We start from the raw sequence: 14,165 nt of genomic DNA on the forward strand, positions 1-14,165 counted from the left end.
TTATTCTTGTTTATCAAGCAGTTGCTGATCAATCTTAAAAATAATTTTAATTTCTTGATGCCCCACACTAGTGTATTTAACTGTCGGTTTTTCGATTATTTTTTAATAAGTTATACAAATAATTTGCTTTGTATAGGCTTGTGTATTAAAACTTATACATCACCAATTATTTGTATAGGTTTTCCATGATCAAGATTCCTGTAGGTGTTAGCCAGTGTCTCTTGGGCGAGCAAGTGCGTTTTGATGGTGGCCACAAACGTAGCCGCTATTTAACAGACGTACTCTCCAACTTCATCGAGTTCCGCCCTGTATGCCCGGAAGTGGCTATCGGTCTGGGAATCCCGCGTAAACCAATCCGCTTGATGGTAATTGGTGACGAGACCCGGGTTGTTGGTGTCGCCAATCCCGAGCTGGATGTCACTGATGCTTTGGTGGCTCAAGCTGAGTTGGCCGTTGCACAAATGCCGGACATCTGCGGCTATGTATTCATGCAAAACTCCCCCAGCTGTGGGGTTTATGGCATGAAACGCTATCGCACTAATGGTTACACCATGGATGCCAAAGGGCGCGGTGCTTATGCCAAACGTTTTATGGAGCTGATGCCTCATTTACCGGTGGAAGAAGCAGGGCGCCTGAATGATGCGGGGCTGCGCGATAACTTTCTCACCCGTGTATTTGCATTTCACGATTTTAAAAAGCACCTTGCCCATGAACCCACTGCCAAAAAGCTGATTAACTTTTACTCCCGCTATAAATATCAGGTGATGGCACACCATGTGCCCAGTTACTTTGAGATAGGGCGTTTTTTATCCAACCTTGGCGGGCGCGATATTCAAGCCAGCTGCGATCAATTTTTTCAATTATTCATGGCTGCACTTTCACACCACGCCACGCGCAAAGGCAATACCAACGCCATGATGCACTTGCGTGGCTACCTCAAAGAAATTCTGAGTACTCAGGACAAACAAGAGTTGTCACAGCTCATTGATTCCTACAAAGCTGGCATGGTGCCTTTGGTGGTGCCCTTGACCCTGTTAAAACACCATCTGCTCAAGTTGGAAAACCCTTACCTTAAATCACAAACCTTTTGGTCACCGCATCCAGAACAGCTGGGTTTACGTAACCACATCATTGAGAACAGCTGACAATGAGTAGCACTCAATCATTGCCACTCGAGGGCGAATCAGTTGATGCAGAGCTGGTTCCAATTCGCGAGATATCGCGTGTGACGGGCGTCAATACCGTAACACTGCGGGCGTGGGAGCGCCGTTATGGTTTATTAGTTCCCCAGCGAACCAGCAAAGGCCACCGGCTCTATAGTCGTAGCGATATCCAGCGTGTTAAAGAGGTGCAGTTGTGGCTCGGGCGCGGCTTGGCTATTAGCAAAGTAAAAGCGCTGCTGGCCAATCAAACCCTGGCGCAAAATGAGCAAGTTATTGATTCAAATTGGATTCAACTCGCGCAGCAAATTTATACTGCCATTAATAATTTTCAGCGCAAGCCACTCGAGCGATTAATCGCCGATACGCTCGCGCTTTATCCGGCGGAGATGGTTGCAGATTATTTATTTGTACCACTGATGGATGACTTGGCAGGAAACGAACCAGGTATGAGTGCACGGCGTGCTTTTTTTTCAAATCTGGCGCTGGAGATGATTTTAGAGGCGCAAGCGCGGCAGCGCCAATCCGCAGCGGGCGAGCGAATTTTGTTGTTGTCTCCTACAGAACAAGAGAATCCGCTACTGGCACAGTTATTCGGTTATAGCCTGTTAATTAACCAGCATCCGATTGAATACCTGGGGTACTTGAATCCACAGGAAGCGCTGCTGGCATGTCAGGCGCTTGATGCAAAAATAGTTGTGCTTATAGGTTACGACACCGTGAATGCTGCAGGCTTACAACTACACTTAACAAGCTTACTGGAAAAGTCCGCTGTACAAATTGTGGTGGTGGGGGAGTTGATTGCACCATTCCCCGCACTTGATTTGGCCGGGCAACCTGCGGTGAAGCCTTGCACTAACCAGCAAGAGGCCGTTTTATTTATTAATCAATTTTTGAAGGGATGATTCGTCTCTATGACGCCAACAGTTCCACAAAAAGTGCGTGCCATGTATATGCGCTTTGATAAAAAAATACTCAAAACTCTGCCGGAAATTTATAGCGAGGACATACAGTTTCGCGATCCATTACACGCCGTAAATGGTATTAATAATCTTGCGCAATATTTTGGTGGGATGATGGATGACTTGCTTGAGTGTCGCTTTGAATTCCATCATTCATTGGAAATGATAGAGCGCGGTGAGGCCATTCTGTTTTGGACCATGCACTACCGGCACAAAAAAATTGCCGGAGGAAAACCACTTGAACTGACCGGTAATAGTCACCTGCTGTTCAACGAAAAAGTTTATTACCACCGCGATTATTTTGATGCCGGCTCTATGCTGTATGAGCATTTACCCTTATTGGGTGCCGCGATTCGCTACGTTAAAAAACGCATAGGTGCCAAATGACGGCTTTAGTGTGGTTGCGTCACGATTTGCGTTTGCGCGATAACCCGGCGTTGTTTAAAGCGGCAGAGTTGGGTGCCGGTGTGGTCGCTGTTTATATTCATTGCGATGCCTATGTGCGGTTGCATGATCAGTCTGCCGCCCAACGCGACTTTATTCGTCGTCACTTGCATATTTTGCGCAACGAGTTGGCAAGGCTGAATATTACGCTGTTGGTGAGCCGGGTGGAAAAACCCGCGCAGATCGCACCGGAATTATTGCGTCTCGCACAAAGTGTGAATGCGAGCCATTGTTTTTTTAATGCGGAATATCCGGTTAATGAATTAAATCGCGATATGGCTGCCAATCAATTGCTGCGCGAGCAGGGCATCGCTGTAAAACGCTGCCATGATCGCTGCATTGTGCCACCCGGCATGGTGCGCAATGGTCAAGGCGAGCCTTACAAAGTATTTACCGCGTTTAAAAAGAAGTGGCTGCAAACAGTTATGCCCCTGTCGCTAACACCATTGGCGTTGCCGCAATCGCAAACATTGGACTCCGTTATCAAAGCTTGTTCGCCAGATGCGATAGATCAACTATTTTCAGGCCATGATTTACGCGACCTTTCGGCGCTTTGGCCTGCTGGTGAACAGGAGGCATATCGCCGCTTGGATGACTTTATCGCCAATGGTCTCACCCAATATCTGGATCAGCGCGACTATCCCGCTATTGCAGGTACATCCACACTCTCTCCCTATTTTGCCGTGGGTTCGCTTTCGCCGCGGCAGGCCTTATCTGCAGTGCTCGCCTACACCTATGGCGATTGGAGTGGTAATGCCGGCGCCGCGTGCTGGATCAGTGAATTAATCTGGCGTGAGTTCTACCAACATGTGGTGGTGGACTACCCGCAAGTGTGCAAACGCCAAGCGATGCAGGCGCACACTGAAGCGTTTCCCTGGCAAAAAGATACTGCTTTATTTGAGGCTTGGTGCAAAGGCATGACTGGCATTCCCATTGTCGATGCAGCCATGCGCCAGTTAAACGCCACTGGGTGGATGCACAATCGCCTACGCATGGTAGTGGCGATGTTTCTCACTAAAAATTGCCAAATTGATTGGCGCTGGGGCGAGCAATATTTTATGTCGCAGCTGATTGATGGCGATTTTGCAGCCAATAACGGTGGCTGGCAGTGGAGCGCATCTACCGGCACCGATGCCGCCCCTTATTTCCGTATTTTCAATCCCTGCAGTCAATCGGAACGCTTTGATCCAAAAGGCGATTTCATTCGTAAGTGGGTACCAGAAGTAGCGCATTTATCTGCCAAGGAAATCCACAATCCGCCGCCCCTGATTAAGTACCCGCGACCCATTGTTGATTTGTCAGAGAGCCGCAAAGCCACGATTGCGCTATTCAAAAAGTTATCACCTGTTGCCACTACCTAGAGTTATTGCCATGACACCTGCTGCCGCGCAACGCACGATTTTGATTACTGGTGCCTCTAGCGGAATTGGGCGGGAATTGGCGCGCAGTTATTTAGCCGCAGGGGAGAGGGTATTTGTGTTGGCGCGTTCGGCCGAAAGTTTGGCAGAGTTGGTTGCGGCTTACCCTGCCAGTTGTATAGCTGTGCCAGTGGATTTAACCAGCGACGCCGATTGCCTGCGTGCTGTAGAAGCCATTCATTCGCAAACTGATTACTTGGATATCGCCATTTTAAATGCGGGCACCTGTGAATATGCGGATGTCTATAACTTATCCATGGAGCCGTTCGACAAAGTAATGGCTATTAATTGGCGCGGCACATTGAACAGTTTGCAGTTTTGTTTGCCCTTGTTACGCAAACGCCAAGGGTCGCAATTAGTGGGCGTTTCCAGCATGGCCAGTATTTTACCAATGCCGCGCTCACAAGCTTATGGCGCTTCCAAGGCGGCGCTTGAATATTTATTTAATTCACTGCGCGTGGACCTGGTTAAAGAAGCGATTGATATTTCCATTGTGCGACCCGGTTTTGTAAAAACGCCGCTGACAGCACGCAACGATTTTCCTATGCCATTTGCGGTGGAGAGCGATTTCGCTGTAAAAAAAATAGTACAGGGTATCGCTAAACGTAAGTGGATTATTTCATTCCCGTGGCAGTTGGTGTGGATCATGAACTTTATCGCGTATCTACCACTGAAATTACAAACAGCGTTATTGAAAAAAATTTCCCGAAACTCGGGCTGAATCTTTTCTTTGCTAAAAATTGAATATGAATTGGTAAGTACCTGGATAAGAGTAAATAAATGTCATCACTGATACGTAAAAAAATTGCCATTATCGGCAGCGGTATTAGCGGCTTATTGAGCGCCTATTTATTAGCACGTCGACACGATGTGCATGTGTTTGAGTCTACCAATGAAATTGGTGGTCATACCGCAACTAAAACGGTCAGCTTGGGTGATGAACAATTCGATGTTGATACCGGTTTTATTGTGTTTAACGATCGCACCTATCCCAATTTTATTAAATTGCTTGAGCTGCTAGGTGTTGCTTATCAACCTACCGATATGGGTTTTAGTGTTTCTTGCACTGCCAGTCAATTTGAATACAGTGGTACTTCTTTGAATGGTGTATTTGCCCAACGTAAAAATATTTTTAGTTTTGCTCACCTGTGTATGCTTAATGAAATAGTGCGGTTTAATAAAGCCTGTACCCAACTTTACCACTCAGATGACATTCCAACGGAAAAAACCTTGGGTGATTATTTGCATGAGCAAAACTATAGCGAGAGGTTTCGTCGCTTTTATATATTGCCCATGGTTTCTGCTATTTGGTCTTCCGGGCTGGAAACGGCAGCCGCTATGCCGCTGGTGTTTTTTGTGCGCTTCTTTCACAACCACGGTTTGCTCACCGTAACCCAACAGCCCCAGTGGTTTACGATCAAAGGTGGTTCGCACCAGTATCTGGAGCCACTAACACGCTCTTATCAACAAAACATCCATACCAACTGCGCTGTCAGCTCAGTAAAACGTGTGGCAGAAGGTGCGCTGGTTACCAGTACCAAGTTTGGCGAACAATTGTTTGATGAAGTTGTATTCGCCTGTCATAGCGACCAAGCACTTAAATTATTAGCTGACCCCAGTACTGCTGAATATGAAATTTTATCGGCGATTCCCTACAAGCCCAACGACGTTGTTTTGCACAGCGATGTTCGCTATTTGCCAAAATCCACCCGTGCTTGGGCCAGTTGGAATTATTTGCTATTGGATGAGTCTGCCGATGCAACGGCACTCACTTACAACATGAATATTTTGCAAAGGCTGAGTGCGCCGGTTACCTTTTGTGTATCTGTTAATACAGGTGATGGCATTGATCCAGAAAAGGTCTATGGCCGTTATCACTATAGCCACCCCATGTTCACACTTGATTCCATTACAGCGCAGGCGCGTTGGGCAGAGATCAGTGGCGTAAACAAAACACATTTTTGCGGTGCTTATTGGCGCAATGGTTTTCATGAGGACGGCGTCGTTTCTGCGATACGTGTCGCGCAATCGCTCGGAGAAATCTGGTGATGATTTACGCCTATCATGTTTGGAGTAGCGCTTATGCATAGCGCTATTTATCAAGGTAAGTTACGTCACAGACGTTTTCATCCCAAACGTCACGAATTTACCTATGACTCCACCCTGTTTTATATCGACCTGGACGAGTTACCTGAACTTTTTTCTGGTGTGCGCGGCTGGTCTTTGAATCGAAAAAATATTGGCAGCTTTTTGCGTAGCGATTATTTAGGTGATCCTTCAATCCCATTAAAAGATGCAGTGCGCAGCAAAGTGAAAGCGTTGGCGGGCTCTTGTCCCCTTGGCCCAATACGCATGCTGACCAATTTACGCATGTGGGGGTTCTGTTTTAACCCGGTGACCTTGTATTACCTATTTGAAGCCGATGCGAACTGCCCAAGTGTGATTCTTGCCGAGGTGAATAATACGCCGTGGAATGAACGTCACTGTTACTTGGTACAGTGCAGCAGTCAGTCGGGAAAGGCCAAAACTGAATTTGAAAAAAAATTCCATGTTTCACCTTTTAATCCATTGGACATGGTTTATCACTGGGTAAGTACAAACCCGGATGAAAACTTGTTAGTGCACATGGAAAATCACGCACCGCCTGTGCAAAAAAAACTCACTGGCACCACTAATCCTATCTGCCATATGGATGCCACTCTCAATTTGCGGCGCTATGCATGGTCGCCCATTTTGTTAAAACGATTGCTGTGGTTACAACCTTGGGTCGCGATAAAAGTGCCACTCGCAATTTATTGGCAAGCAGCCCGTTTATTTTTTAAAGGTGCACCCGTGTATTCGCACCAAACAATAAATCCTTTGCACACTGACACCAGTGTAGAACTTAAAACGACAGGGGAAAAATCGTGAAATCGACCAGTATCGCACTTGCGCCTAAACACCGCGTTACTTCACTCACACGCAACCAGTCTATCGCCAAAGGGTTGTTGTTCAACATGTTGCGGGGGCTTGAGACCGGTTGCCTGCGTGTGCATGAGCAGGGCGAGCTGTTTGAGTTTGGTCAAGCGCATGAACAAACCGAATTGGTGGCGGATATTTTTGTACATGATGCCAATTTTTATTCGGATGTGATTTTTGGTGGTTCGGTAGGTGCAGGTGAAGCCTACATGAGCGGTTATTGGTCTACCCCTAATTTAACCCAAGTGATGCGGTTGTTTGTGCGCAATATGGATGCCCTTGATCGACTGGACAATAGTCAATCGATTATTGGGCAGTGGTTGTTGAAAGTATTTCATTGGTTTAATCGCAATACCAAAGAGGGGTCACGTAAAAATATCTCGGCGCACTATGATTTGGGTAATGATTTCTTCAAATTATTTCTTGACGAAACCATGATGTATTCGTCAGCTATTTATCCTGCGCCGGACGCAAGCTTGTCTGTTGCGGCGGTTCATAAATTGCAGCGTGTGTGTGAAAAACTTCAGCTGACTGCACAGGATCATTTGTTGGAAATTGGTACTGGCTGGGGTGGAATGGCCATTTATGCGGCACAACACTATGGCTGTCGTGTGACCACAACAACTATCTCAAAAGAGCAGCGGGAGTATGCGCTGGCACGCGTTGCGGCGGCAGGTTTGAGCGATAAAATTACTGTGCTATTTGATGATTATCGGGATCTCCAGGGGCAATTTACTAAACTGGTGTCAATAGAAATGATTGAGGCAGTAGGGCACGATCATTACGCGCAATACTTTGCAACTTGTTCGCGTCTGCTCGCGCCAAACGGGTTGATGTTGATCCAGGCAATTACCATTAAAGATCAGCGCTATGAGCGTGCACGAAAAGCTGTTGATTTTATCCAGCGCTATATTTTCCCTGGTGGTTCCTTACCGTCTATTAGTGTTGTTAGCGATTTTGTTAAACGCAAAACCGACATGAATATTTTACACATCGAAGATATTGGCGAGCACTACGCGCAAACCTTGAAACACTGGCGGGATTTGTTTATAGAAAAGTTGGATGAGGTGAGGGCTCAAGGTTTTGATGATCGCTTTATTCGCATGTGGGAATTTTACCTTTGTTATTGTGAAGGCGGATTTCGCGAGCGCAGTATAGGAACCGCACAGATAGTTTTTGCTAAGCCTGACTATCGCACAGGGTTTTTCGATTAATGAAACGCAGTCTGGTATTGACCGCCACTAACATTTTCTTGTTTCAGGTGGGGTGGCTGGTTTGCATTTTATGCGGCAGCCAATGGGCATTGTTATACACCGCAGGGGCGCTCTGTTTGCATTTTTTCTTGTCGACGCAGCGCCTTGGCGATTTGGTGGCAGTGATGTTGTGCGTAGCAATTGGATTGGCGCACGACCTTATTTTGATCAGAACCGGTCAAATCAATTTTGTTGAATCTCCTCTCTGGCCGCCCTTGTGGTTGGTTTGTCTCTGGATTTTGATGGGGATTACACTCAATCACTCATTGCTTTGGGTTTACGAGCGCCCCTATTGGGCTGCAGCCTTGGGGGCAATATCTGGCCCCTTGAGTTATTTAGCGGGTGTTAAGCTTTCTTCGGCACAATGGTCTAGCCCCTTAACCGAGGTTGTTCCTATAATAGCCTTCCTGTGGCTGCTCGTTCTGCCGTTGCATCGTTTTCTGAGTGTGAGGATTAAGCCTTATGTACCGCATTAACTCCCTTATTCCGACCCATGTTGTGAGCGTTTTATTGTTAATGCTCACTATTGTTTCTTTGCCTGTTGTGGCTGAGAAGAGTTATGTTGTGGCGGGTACCGCCTACAATCTGGAAAACAATCAACTTGCCTACCGTGAGCTGTATACCGCGCTGGATGAAAATAAATCGGTAACTGTTGATTATTTTTCGCCAGAGGGAAATCTCTTTGCCACTAAAACTCTGGTTTATCAGGGGGAGTTTTTTCAGCCCAGCTTTGAATTGCAAGACAACCGCGACAACGAATATGTAGCAGCCCAATTTCAAGGTGCGCGTTTAGTGCTGAGCCATGGCAAAAGTGCCAATGTGAACGAAAAAGTAATTCTCGATAATGCTCGCCTGGTTATCGATGCGGGGTTTGACGCTTATATTCAGCTGAATTGGGATCAATTAATGGCAGGTAAACGCTTGAAGTTTGAGTTTGCTTTGCCAGTCCGACTAAGCACCATTCAGTTGGAAGCGCGCAAAATCAAAGCAAGTGAGTCGCCAGCAAACGATAAAGAATTTGGCGCAGATTGGGTACACTTCCGCATCGCTCCGGCAAAAGCATTTATTTCTTTTTTTGCCGACCCGATCTACTTGGCTTACAACCCTAATGGCAAATTTCTAATGCGATTCTACGGCCGTTCCAATCTGGATAATAATGCAGGTGATCCGGTGGATGTTAGAATTGACTACGAGTATCTGAATTAACCATACCGACAATTTTTGATGCTTGGTTAGTTTTGCCAAGCATCTGGCACTTTTCCTTCCAATTGATAAGCAAAGGCGATGATATAGGCAACGGCAATATAAAGTGCCTCGGGAATTTCATCGCCTAACTCCAGCGTTACCAGCAAATCGACTACTGCTGCGTTATCGCACAGCGGCACACCATGTTCGTTGGCAATATTAATAATTTGCTCTGCCACTGCACCGGTGCCTTTGGCGCTTACATGGGGAGCATTTTTTCCGTCGTAATACAGAGCGACAGCCTTTTGTAATTGCGTGCCGGAATAGGTTTCAGTCATACCAGACTCTCACAATAGTTAATAAATTTTTCCTGTCAGGGCATCAGGTTTTTATATCAACTAACGAATAATTTACCGACATTTTGGGTGTGGGCGGCAATCCGGGTACACATTGCAGCTGTGCGATTTGAATGCCTTCTTTTTCCAATTGCGCTTTGAAAGTATCGAGCTGTGCCTGTGCTTGCTGTAACGTTTTTTCTTGTTCTGCCCAAAATTTTACGCTGAGCCGTTCGTTGAGTAATGCGAGCTGCGCATAAAGCTTTCCTACCGCTGGCAAATCAAATCCCAACATGACATTCCATTGCCGTACGCGTTTTGCTTCCTTCTCGGTGGACTCTTCAGAATCTTCAACCCACTTTTGTTCAAGCTGAATAGTTAAGGGGTGGACGTCTTGTCCTTGGCGAACGGGAATTTCCATCTGCCAGGATTGGGTGGGTTGTGGCTGATCGGTTTGTGTCAGTTGGTGGCTGAGGGTGTGAATTTGCTGCAGCTGGATTTTTGCCAGGCTGCCGAGGGTGTACTGGTGCATTAACATCACTAGCTGGGCGCGCAATTGTTTTTGATTCAATTCTGCTGGTTGTTTTTGCATCATAAAGGCAAGCAATTGGGGTAGGGCGCCAGCCAGATTCAATTTGCCGGTTTCACTGATAGGAACCAGTGCGGCAGCTGAGCTGGCGACAAGTTCTCGCTCCAATTGATGTAACACGCCCAGCAACGCACCTTTTAAATCCTGCGAAATGATTTTATCCAGATTGATGACTGGCGTTTTTGAGCCGTTTGCTACAACTCCAGCAGCGAGAAGGTTAGTTGCGCCAGCAGTCAAAAGCTTGTTCGCTAATTGGTTTTTATCAGAAGCTGATGCGCTGGCACCAAGACCTGCCTGAGCAGCGGTAGTTACTGGGATTTGCTTGTCAGCTGGCTGAACTGTGGCATTTGCGGTCGCCATAACAAGGCCAAGTGTTTGCGCCAATTTCTGTTCAAAACGCTGGCCGTTGTTATTGAGCGTCGTTTCCAGCAGTTTGGGATTGGTTAATTGATCGGTGAGGCGAATATGGTTGGCGACGGTTTTCAAGGCACCCTGTAACTCGCTCGACAACCATTCCCCACGCGACGCTGGCGGCATTTGCTGCACAAATTGGGTGAGTTTCGGCAGGGCCTCCAGTAAATCCTGACCTCGGTCTTTAACGGGCAGTAGCTGGCGTAGGCTTTCACTGATAGCGTTTTGCGCCTTCATCGCCAGCTGCTCTTGCACGCTGCCTTGTTGCACACTGCGCAATACGTCTAACAGCGATGCTGGCAAAGTTTTTCCTTCGCTCTGTAAGGATGTAATTAAGCTAATCACCTTGTTCAACTGCTCGTGGGCAATAGGCTCCAGTATTTGTATGCGTTGGTTCGCCGTTAACTGCAGCAGGAGTGATTGCCCAACAGTCACAGGTTCGATGCTATAGCTCAACAGGTGAGTAGGAACGGGTGGCGTAGCACTGGTCGAGGTTTGCAACGGGTTGGATACCGCCAAATTGATCAGCTTCAGACTGGGTGTTTGGGCCAGTGCTTTTTGCTCGAGTAGCTGTGCTAAAACGGCTTTCACTGCCGGGGCAGCAGAGTTTTTATTGAGTTGTGTTAATGCTGTTTCAATTGATTTCAGTAGCTCGGCGCGCTCAGCCGGGCTTGCCTGGGTTACTTTTTCCACCTGCGCAATAAATTGATCGCCTGTTTTCAACCCGAGGGTTTTTGCGAGCGCGCTAACCTGTTCGATCTGTATCTGCTGTTGGCTGCGCAAAGACAAATCGGATTTATTGGTGATAGCGTTAATGTCCATTAGCGATTCCGATTATTGATTCATCGCATCAAATGCGCAATTTGAGGTGCTTTGCCGGGAGCCACACGGCTATAATCGCGCGCAGTTTCTTAAGCGCAGGATGCGGACTCCGGACAAGTGAGCTGTGATGAGTATAGCGGCTCGCCCTTTTGCTGTGTCGATTTGTGATTCGACCCAGATAGACTTTGGCACTCCCGGCTAGGTCGATAACTAAGGTAAATAGCTAAGGTTGAAACACCGCATGACTGATTTGCTAACCCCGCTGCTTGAATTGCACGACCTCAGTTGCGAGCGCGATGAACGCTGCTTATTTACTGGCCTTAACATCCGCTTTGCAGCGGGCGATTTAGTGCAAATCGGCGGCCCTAATGGTGCGGGTAAAACCACCTTGCTACGCGCCATTGCGGGTATCAGTCAGGATTATGAAGGTGAAATCCGCTACAGCGGGCAGCCACTCGCCACCGCGCGCTGGGAGTTCGCGCGCGACAGTCTTTATCTCGGTCATCTTGCCGGTATCAAAAAAGCCCTAAGCCCTGCAGAAAATCTCTCCTGGTATTTAGCACAAACAGGCGACAGCGGGGACATCCATCAAGCGCTCACTGCAGTGGGCCTCTACGGTTACGAAGATACGCCTTGTTACCAGCTCTCCGCCGGACAATTACGCCGTGTGGCCTTGGCGCGTTTGTATTTAAGTCAGGCACGCATTTGGATTCTTGACGAACCTTTTACCGCTATCGATAAACCGGGCGTTGCCCAACTGGAAGCACTTATCGCACGCCAGGTAACGCAGGGTGGTTTGGTGATTTTGACCTCGCATCAGGATTTAACCTTGCCACAGCTGCGCATGATTAATTTGCAGGGTTACCAGCCAACAGCATCAGCGTTTGAGCCGGGTGGGGCAACTGCCAATGGCTAATCCGACATTAAAAAATGATCGTGGGGGATTCTCGTTGTTGGCTGGTTTTGTTGCTAATTTTCGACGTGACTTGTTAGTTGCCGCGCGCCACAAATCCGAATTGGCGAATCCGCTGGTATTTTTCCTGATTGCGATCACCTTGATTCCCTTGGGCGTTAGCCCGGAAAAATCAGTGTTGGCACTTTTGGCGCCAGGTATTGTGTGGGTAATGGCGCTGTTGGCAACACTCTTATCGCTCGATGGTTTATTTCGCAGTGACTATGACGACGGCTCACTTGAGCAAATGTTAATCAGCCCGCAATCACTCTATTTTGCGGTAATGGCCAAGGTGCTGGTGCATTGGTTAGTATCCGGCTTACCAGTCACATTGTTGGCACCAGTTCTGGCGCTTATGCTGAGCCTGCCTGCGGAAGGTTTTTGGGCACTGTTCACTTCACTGTTACTTGGCACCGCATCCATGAGTTTAATTGGCGCAGTAGGGGCAGCACTCACAGTTTCACTGCGTAAAGGTGGGTTATTGTTGTCGCTGATCGTCATGCCCCTGTATATTCCGGTTCTCATTTTTGGTGCAAGTGCTGTGCAAAGCGCGGTGCAGGGCGGTGCAATCGGTATGCAATTGGCAATTCTGGGGGCTTTTTTAGCCTTGGCGATTGTTTTGGCACCTATAGCGGCAATGGGCGCGTTGCGCATCAGTGCCAACGGTTAAACATAATAATCAGGTCTTACTCTATATGGCATGGCAATGGTTTCATCGTTTAGGTTCACCGCGCTGGTTTTATGAAAAAACCACTTCCTGGCTGCCATGGTTGGCGGGAATTAGCATTGCGTTACTCCTGACTGGCGCAGTATGGGGTTTGGCTTTTGCGCCCGCAGATTACAAGCAGGGCAATAGCTATCGCATCATCTATATCCATGTTCCTGCCGCATTTTTGGCGCTGGCGGGTTATTACATCATGGCGCTGTCAGGTGCAGTGGGTCTGATCTGGAAAATGAAATTGCCCTTTATGGTGATGAAATCTGCTGCCCCCATAGGCGCAGTACTCACATTCATTTCTTTGGTCACAGGATCAATTTGGGGTAAGCCTACTTGGGGAACCTGGTGGGAGTGGGATGCGCGCATCACTTCCATGTTAATTCTGTTTTTTCTCTACCTGGGCATGATTGCCCTACAGCAGGCTTTCCAGCATCGTGATACCGCCGATAAGGCCAGTGCGGTCTTAGCGCTGGTGGGCATGGTGAACATTCCGATCATTTATAAATCGGTGGATTGGTGGAACACCTTGCACCAACCAGCAACTATTAAATTCACCAGCAAATCCTCTATCGATCCATCCATGCTCTATCCCTTGCTGACAATGGTGATTGGTTTTTATTGTTTTTATGCCTTGATATTACTCCTCAATACACGCCTTGAAGTGTTGCGTCGTGAAAGTAAAACCCAATGGGTTAGTGATTTACTGAACAATATCAAACCGGAGTCCAAATAATGAAATTCCAATTTGAATCACTGGCAGACTTTATGGCAATGAGCGGTCACGGCCCTTTTGTATGGGCTTCTTATGCGATCACCTTTATTGCCCTGATCTTTTTAGTAGTGAATCCGGTACTACAGCAAAAGAAACTGATAAAACAACAACAGAAATTACGCAAACTAGCCCAAAGCGCGCCCGCACAACACCAATAGATCACTGACTTTAAATGATTTTTTGAGA

16 protein-coding genes are annotated in these 14,165 nt (G+C 47.4%); 14 read left to right on the plus strand and 2 right to left on the minus strand.

Features of this window, described 5'->3' with window-relative positions:
• The first annotated feature begins 185 nt into the window (after positions 1–185).
• The 10 genes from NNX04_RS03350 to NNX04_RS03395 are packed head-to-tail and all read left to right on the plus strand — an operon-like array spanning position 186 to position 9,401.
• Positions 186–1,145, plus strand: a complete 960-nt coding sequence (locus tag NNX04_RS03350) for a YbgA family protein (protein ID WP_261947505.1) — start codon at positions 186–188, stop codon at positions 1,143–1,145.
• Between the two features lie 2 nt (positions 1,146–1,147).
• Complete coding sequence (locus NNX04_RS03355; RefSeq protein ID WP_261947506.1) at positions 1,148–2,065, plus strand: MerR family transcriptional regulator; 918 nt, start codon at positions 1,148–1,150, stop codon at positions 2,063–2,065.
• 9 nt (positions 2,066–2,074) lie between these two features.
• Positions 2,075–2,509 (plus strand): nuclear transport factor 2 family protein, encoded by a 435-nt coding sequence (locus NNX04_RS03360; protein ID WP_151057809.1) that lies wholly within the window; start codon positions 2,075–2,077, stop codon positions 2,507–2,509.
• Positions 2,506–3,927 (plus strand): cryptochrome/photolyase family protein, encoded by a 1,422-nt coding sequence (locus NNX04_RS03365; RefSeq protein ID WP_261947507.1) that lies wholly within the window; start codon positions 2,506–2,508, stop codon positions 3,925–3,927. Before NNX04_RS03360 ends, NNX04_RS03365 begins: the two co-directional genes overlap by 4 nt.
• Before the next feature lie 10 nt (positions 3,928–3,937).
• Positions 3,938–4,705, plus strand: coding sequence for an SDR family NAD(P)-dependent oxidoreductase (locus NNX04_RS03370; protein ID WP_261947508.1), 768 nt, complete (start codon positions 3,938–3,940; stop codon positions 4,703–4,705).
• Between the two features lie 59 nt (positions 4,706–4,764).
• Complete coding sequence (locus tag NNX04_RS03375) at positions 4,765–6,033, plus strand: NAD(P)/FAD-dependent oxidoreductase (RefSeq protein WP_261947509.1); 1,269 nt, start codon at positions 4,765–4,767, stop codon at positions 6,031–6,033.
• Positions 6,034–6,066: 33 nt separating this feature from the next.
• Entirely contained in the window at positions 6,067–6,894 is an 828-nt protein-coding gene (locus NNX04_RS03380; protein ID WP_261947510.1) for a DUF1365 domain-containing protein, read from the plus strand.
• Positions 6,891–8,156, plus strand: a complete 1,266-nt coding sequence (locus NNX04_RS03385) for an SAM-dependent methyltransferase (protein ID WP_007641361.1) — start codon at positions 6,891–6,893, stop codon at positions 8,154–8,156. Before NNX04_RS03380 ends, NNX04_RS03385 begins: the two co-directional genes overlap by 4 nt.
• Positions 8,156–8,671 (plus strand): DUF2878 domain-containing protein, encoded by a 516-nt coding sequence (locus NNX04_RS03390; protein WP_261947511.1) that lies wholly within the window; start codon positions 8,156–8,158, stop codon positions 8,669–8,671. The genes NNX04_RS03385 and NNX04_RS03390 overlap by 1 nt, the downstream gene beginning before the upstream one ends.
• Positions 8,658–9,401 carry a hypothetical protein gene (locus tag NNX04_RS03395; RefSeq protein ID WP_261947512.1) on the plus strand — a complete coding sequence of 248 codons (744 nt, stop codon included), beginning with the start codon at positions 8,658–8,660 and terminating at the stop codon, positions 9,399–9,401. Before NNX04_RS03390 ends, NNX04_RS03395 begins: the two co-directional genes overlap by 14 nt.
• A 26-nt stretch (positions 9,402–9,427) precedes the next feature.
• On the opposite strand, the gene NNX04_RS03400 is transcribed toward NNX04_RS03395, so the two are convergent.
• Together NNX04_RS03400 and fliK are read right to left on the minus strand one after the other, a co-directional pair.
• Positions 9,428–9,718, minus strand: coding sequence for an EscU/YscU/HrcU family type III secretion system export apparatus switch protein (locus tag NNX04_RS03400; protein ID WP_261947513.1), 291 nt, complete (start codon positions 9,716–9,718; stop codon positions 9,428–9,430).
• Between the two features lie 43 nt (positions 9,719–9,761).
• Positions 9,762–11,537 carry a flagellar hook-length control protein FliK gene (gene fliK / locus NNX04_RS03405; RefSeq protein ID WP_261947514.1) on the minus strand — a complete coding sequence of 592 codons (1,776 nt, stop codon included), beginning with the start codon at positions 11,535–11,537 and terminating at the stop codon, positions 9,762–9,764.
• A 241-nt stretch (positions 11,538–11,778) separates the two neighbouring features.
• Here fliK and ccmA point away from each other — a divergent pair, with 241 nt between their 5' ends.
• From ccmA to ccmD, 4 genes are read left to right on the plus strand one after another with little or no spacing between them, the layout of a single operon-like run.
• A complete protein-coding gene (ccmA, locus tag NNX04_RS03410; RefSeq protein ID WP_261947515.1) occupies positions 11,779–12,453 on the plus strand; it encodes a cytochrome c biogenesis heme-transporting ATPase CcmA in 675 nt (224 codons plus the stop codon).
• Positions 12,446–13,159, plus strand: a complete 714-nt coding sequence (gene ccmB, locus NNX04_RS03415; RefSeq protein WP_007641332.1) for a heme exporter protein CcmB — start codon at positions 12,446–12,448, stop codon at positions 13,157–13,159. Before ccmA ends, ccmB begins: the two co-directional genes overlap by 8 nt.
• 25 nt (positions 13,160–13,184) lie before the next feature.
• Entirely contained in the window at positions 13,185–13,940 is a 756-nt protein-coding gene (locus NNX04_RS03420; RefSeq protein ID WP_261947516.1) for a heme ABC transporter permease, read from the plus strand.
• Complete coding sequence (gene ccmD / locus NNX04_RS03425) at positions 13,940–14,137, plus strand: heme exporter protein CcmD (RefSeq protein WP_261947517.1); 198 nt, start codon at positions 13,940–13,942, stop codon at positions 14,135–14,137. The genes NNX04_RS03420 and ccmD overlap by 1 nt, the downstream gene beginning before the upstream one ends.
• Positions 14,138–14,165: the final 28 nt, after the last annotated feature.

Source organism: Cellvibrio sp. QJXJ (assembly GCF_024452345.1).
GTDB lineage: Bacteria > Pseudomonadota > Gammaproteobacteria > Pseudomonadales > Cellvibrionaceae > Cellvibrio.

What these genes read in the sequence shown, in the direction of transcription:
- NNX04_RS03350 (WP_261947505.1), top strand. Translation starts at nt 186, where the DNA reads ATGATCAAGATTCCTGTAGGTGTTAGCCAGTGTCTCTTGGGCGAGCAA.
- ccmA (WP_261947515.1), top strand. Translation starts at nt 11,779, where the DNA reads ATGACTGATTTGCTAACCCCGCTGCTTGAATTGCACGACCTCAGTTGC.
- NNX04_RS03365 (WP_261947507.1), top strand. Translation starts at nt 2,506, where the DNA reads ATGACGGCTTTAGTGTGGTTGCGTCACGATTTGCGTTTGCGCGATAAC.
- NNX04_RS03395 (WP_261947512.1), top strand. Translation starts at nt 8,658, where the DNA reads ATGTACCGCATTAACTCCCTTATTCCGACCCATGTTGTGAGCGTTTTA.
- ccmB (WP_007641332.1), top strand. Translation starts at nt 12,446, where the DNA reads ATGGCTAATCCGACATTAAAAAATGATCGTGGGGGATTCTCGTTGTTG.
- NNX04_RS03360 (WP_151057809.1), top strand. Translation starts at nt 2,075, where the DNA reads ATGACGCCAACAGTTCCACAAAAAGTGCGTGCCATGTATATGCGCTTT.
- fliK (WP_261947514.1), bottom strand. Translation starts at nt 11,537, where the DNA reads ATGGACATTAACGCTATCACCAATAAATCCGATTTGTCTTTGCGCAGC.
- NNX04_RS03420 (WP_261947516.1), top strand. Translation starts at nt 13,185, where the DNA reads ATGGCATGGCAATGGTTTCATCGTTTAGGTTCACCGCGCTGGTTTTAT.
- NNX04_RS03380 (WP_261947510.1), top strand. Translation starts at nt 6,067, where the DNA reads ATGCATAGCGCTATTTATCAAGGTAAGTTACGTCACAGACGTTTTCAT.
- NNX04_RS03370 (WP_261947508.1), top strand. Translation starts at nt 3,938, where the DNA reads ATGACACCTGCTGCCGCGCAACGCACGATTTTGATTACTGGTGCCTCT.
- ccmD (WP_261947517.1), top strand. Translation starts at nt 13,940, where the DNA reads ATGAAATTCCAATTTGAATCACTGGCAGACTTTATGGCAATGAGCGGT.
- NNX04_RS03355 (WP_261947506.1), top strand. Translation starts at nt 1,148, where the DNA reads ATGAGTAGCACTCAATCATTGCCACTCGAGGGCGAATCAGTTGATGCA.
- NNX04_RS03375 (WP_261947509.1), top strand. Translation starts at nt 4,765, where the DNA reads ATGTCATCACTGATACGTAAAAAAATTGCCATTATCGGCAGCGGTATT.
- NNX04_RS03400 (WP_261947513.1), bottom strand. Translation starts at nt 9,718, where the DNA reads ATGACTGAAACCTATTCCGGCACGCAATTACAAAAGGCTGTCGCTCTG.
- NNX04_RS03390 (WP_261947511.1), top strand. Translation starts at nt 8,156, where the DNA reads ATGAAACGCAGTCTGGTATTGACCGCCACTAACATTTTCTTGTTTCAG.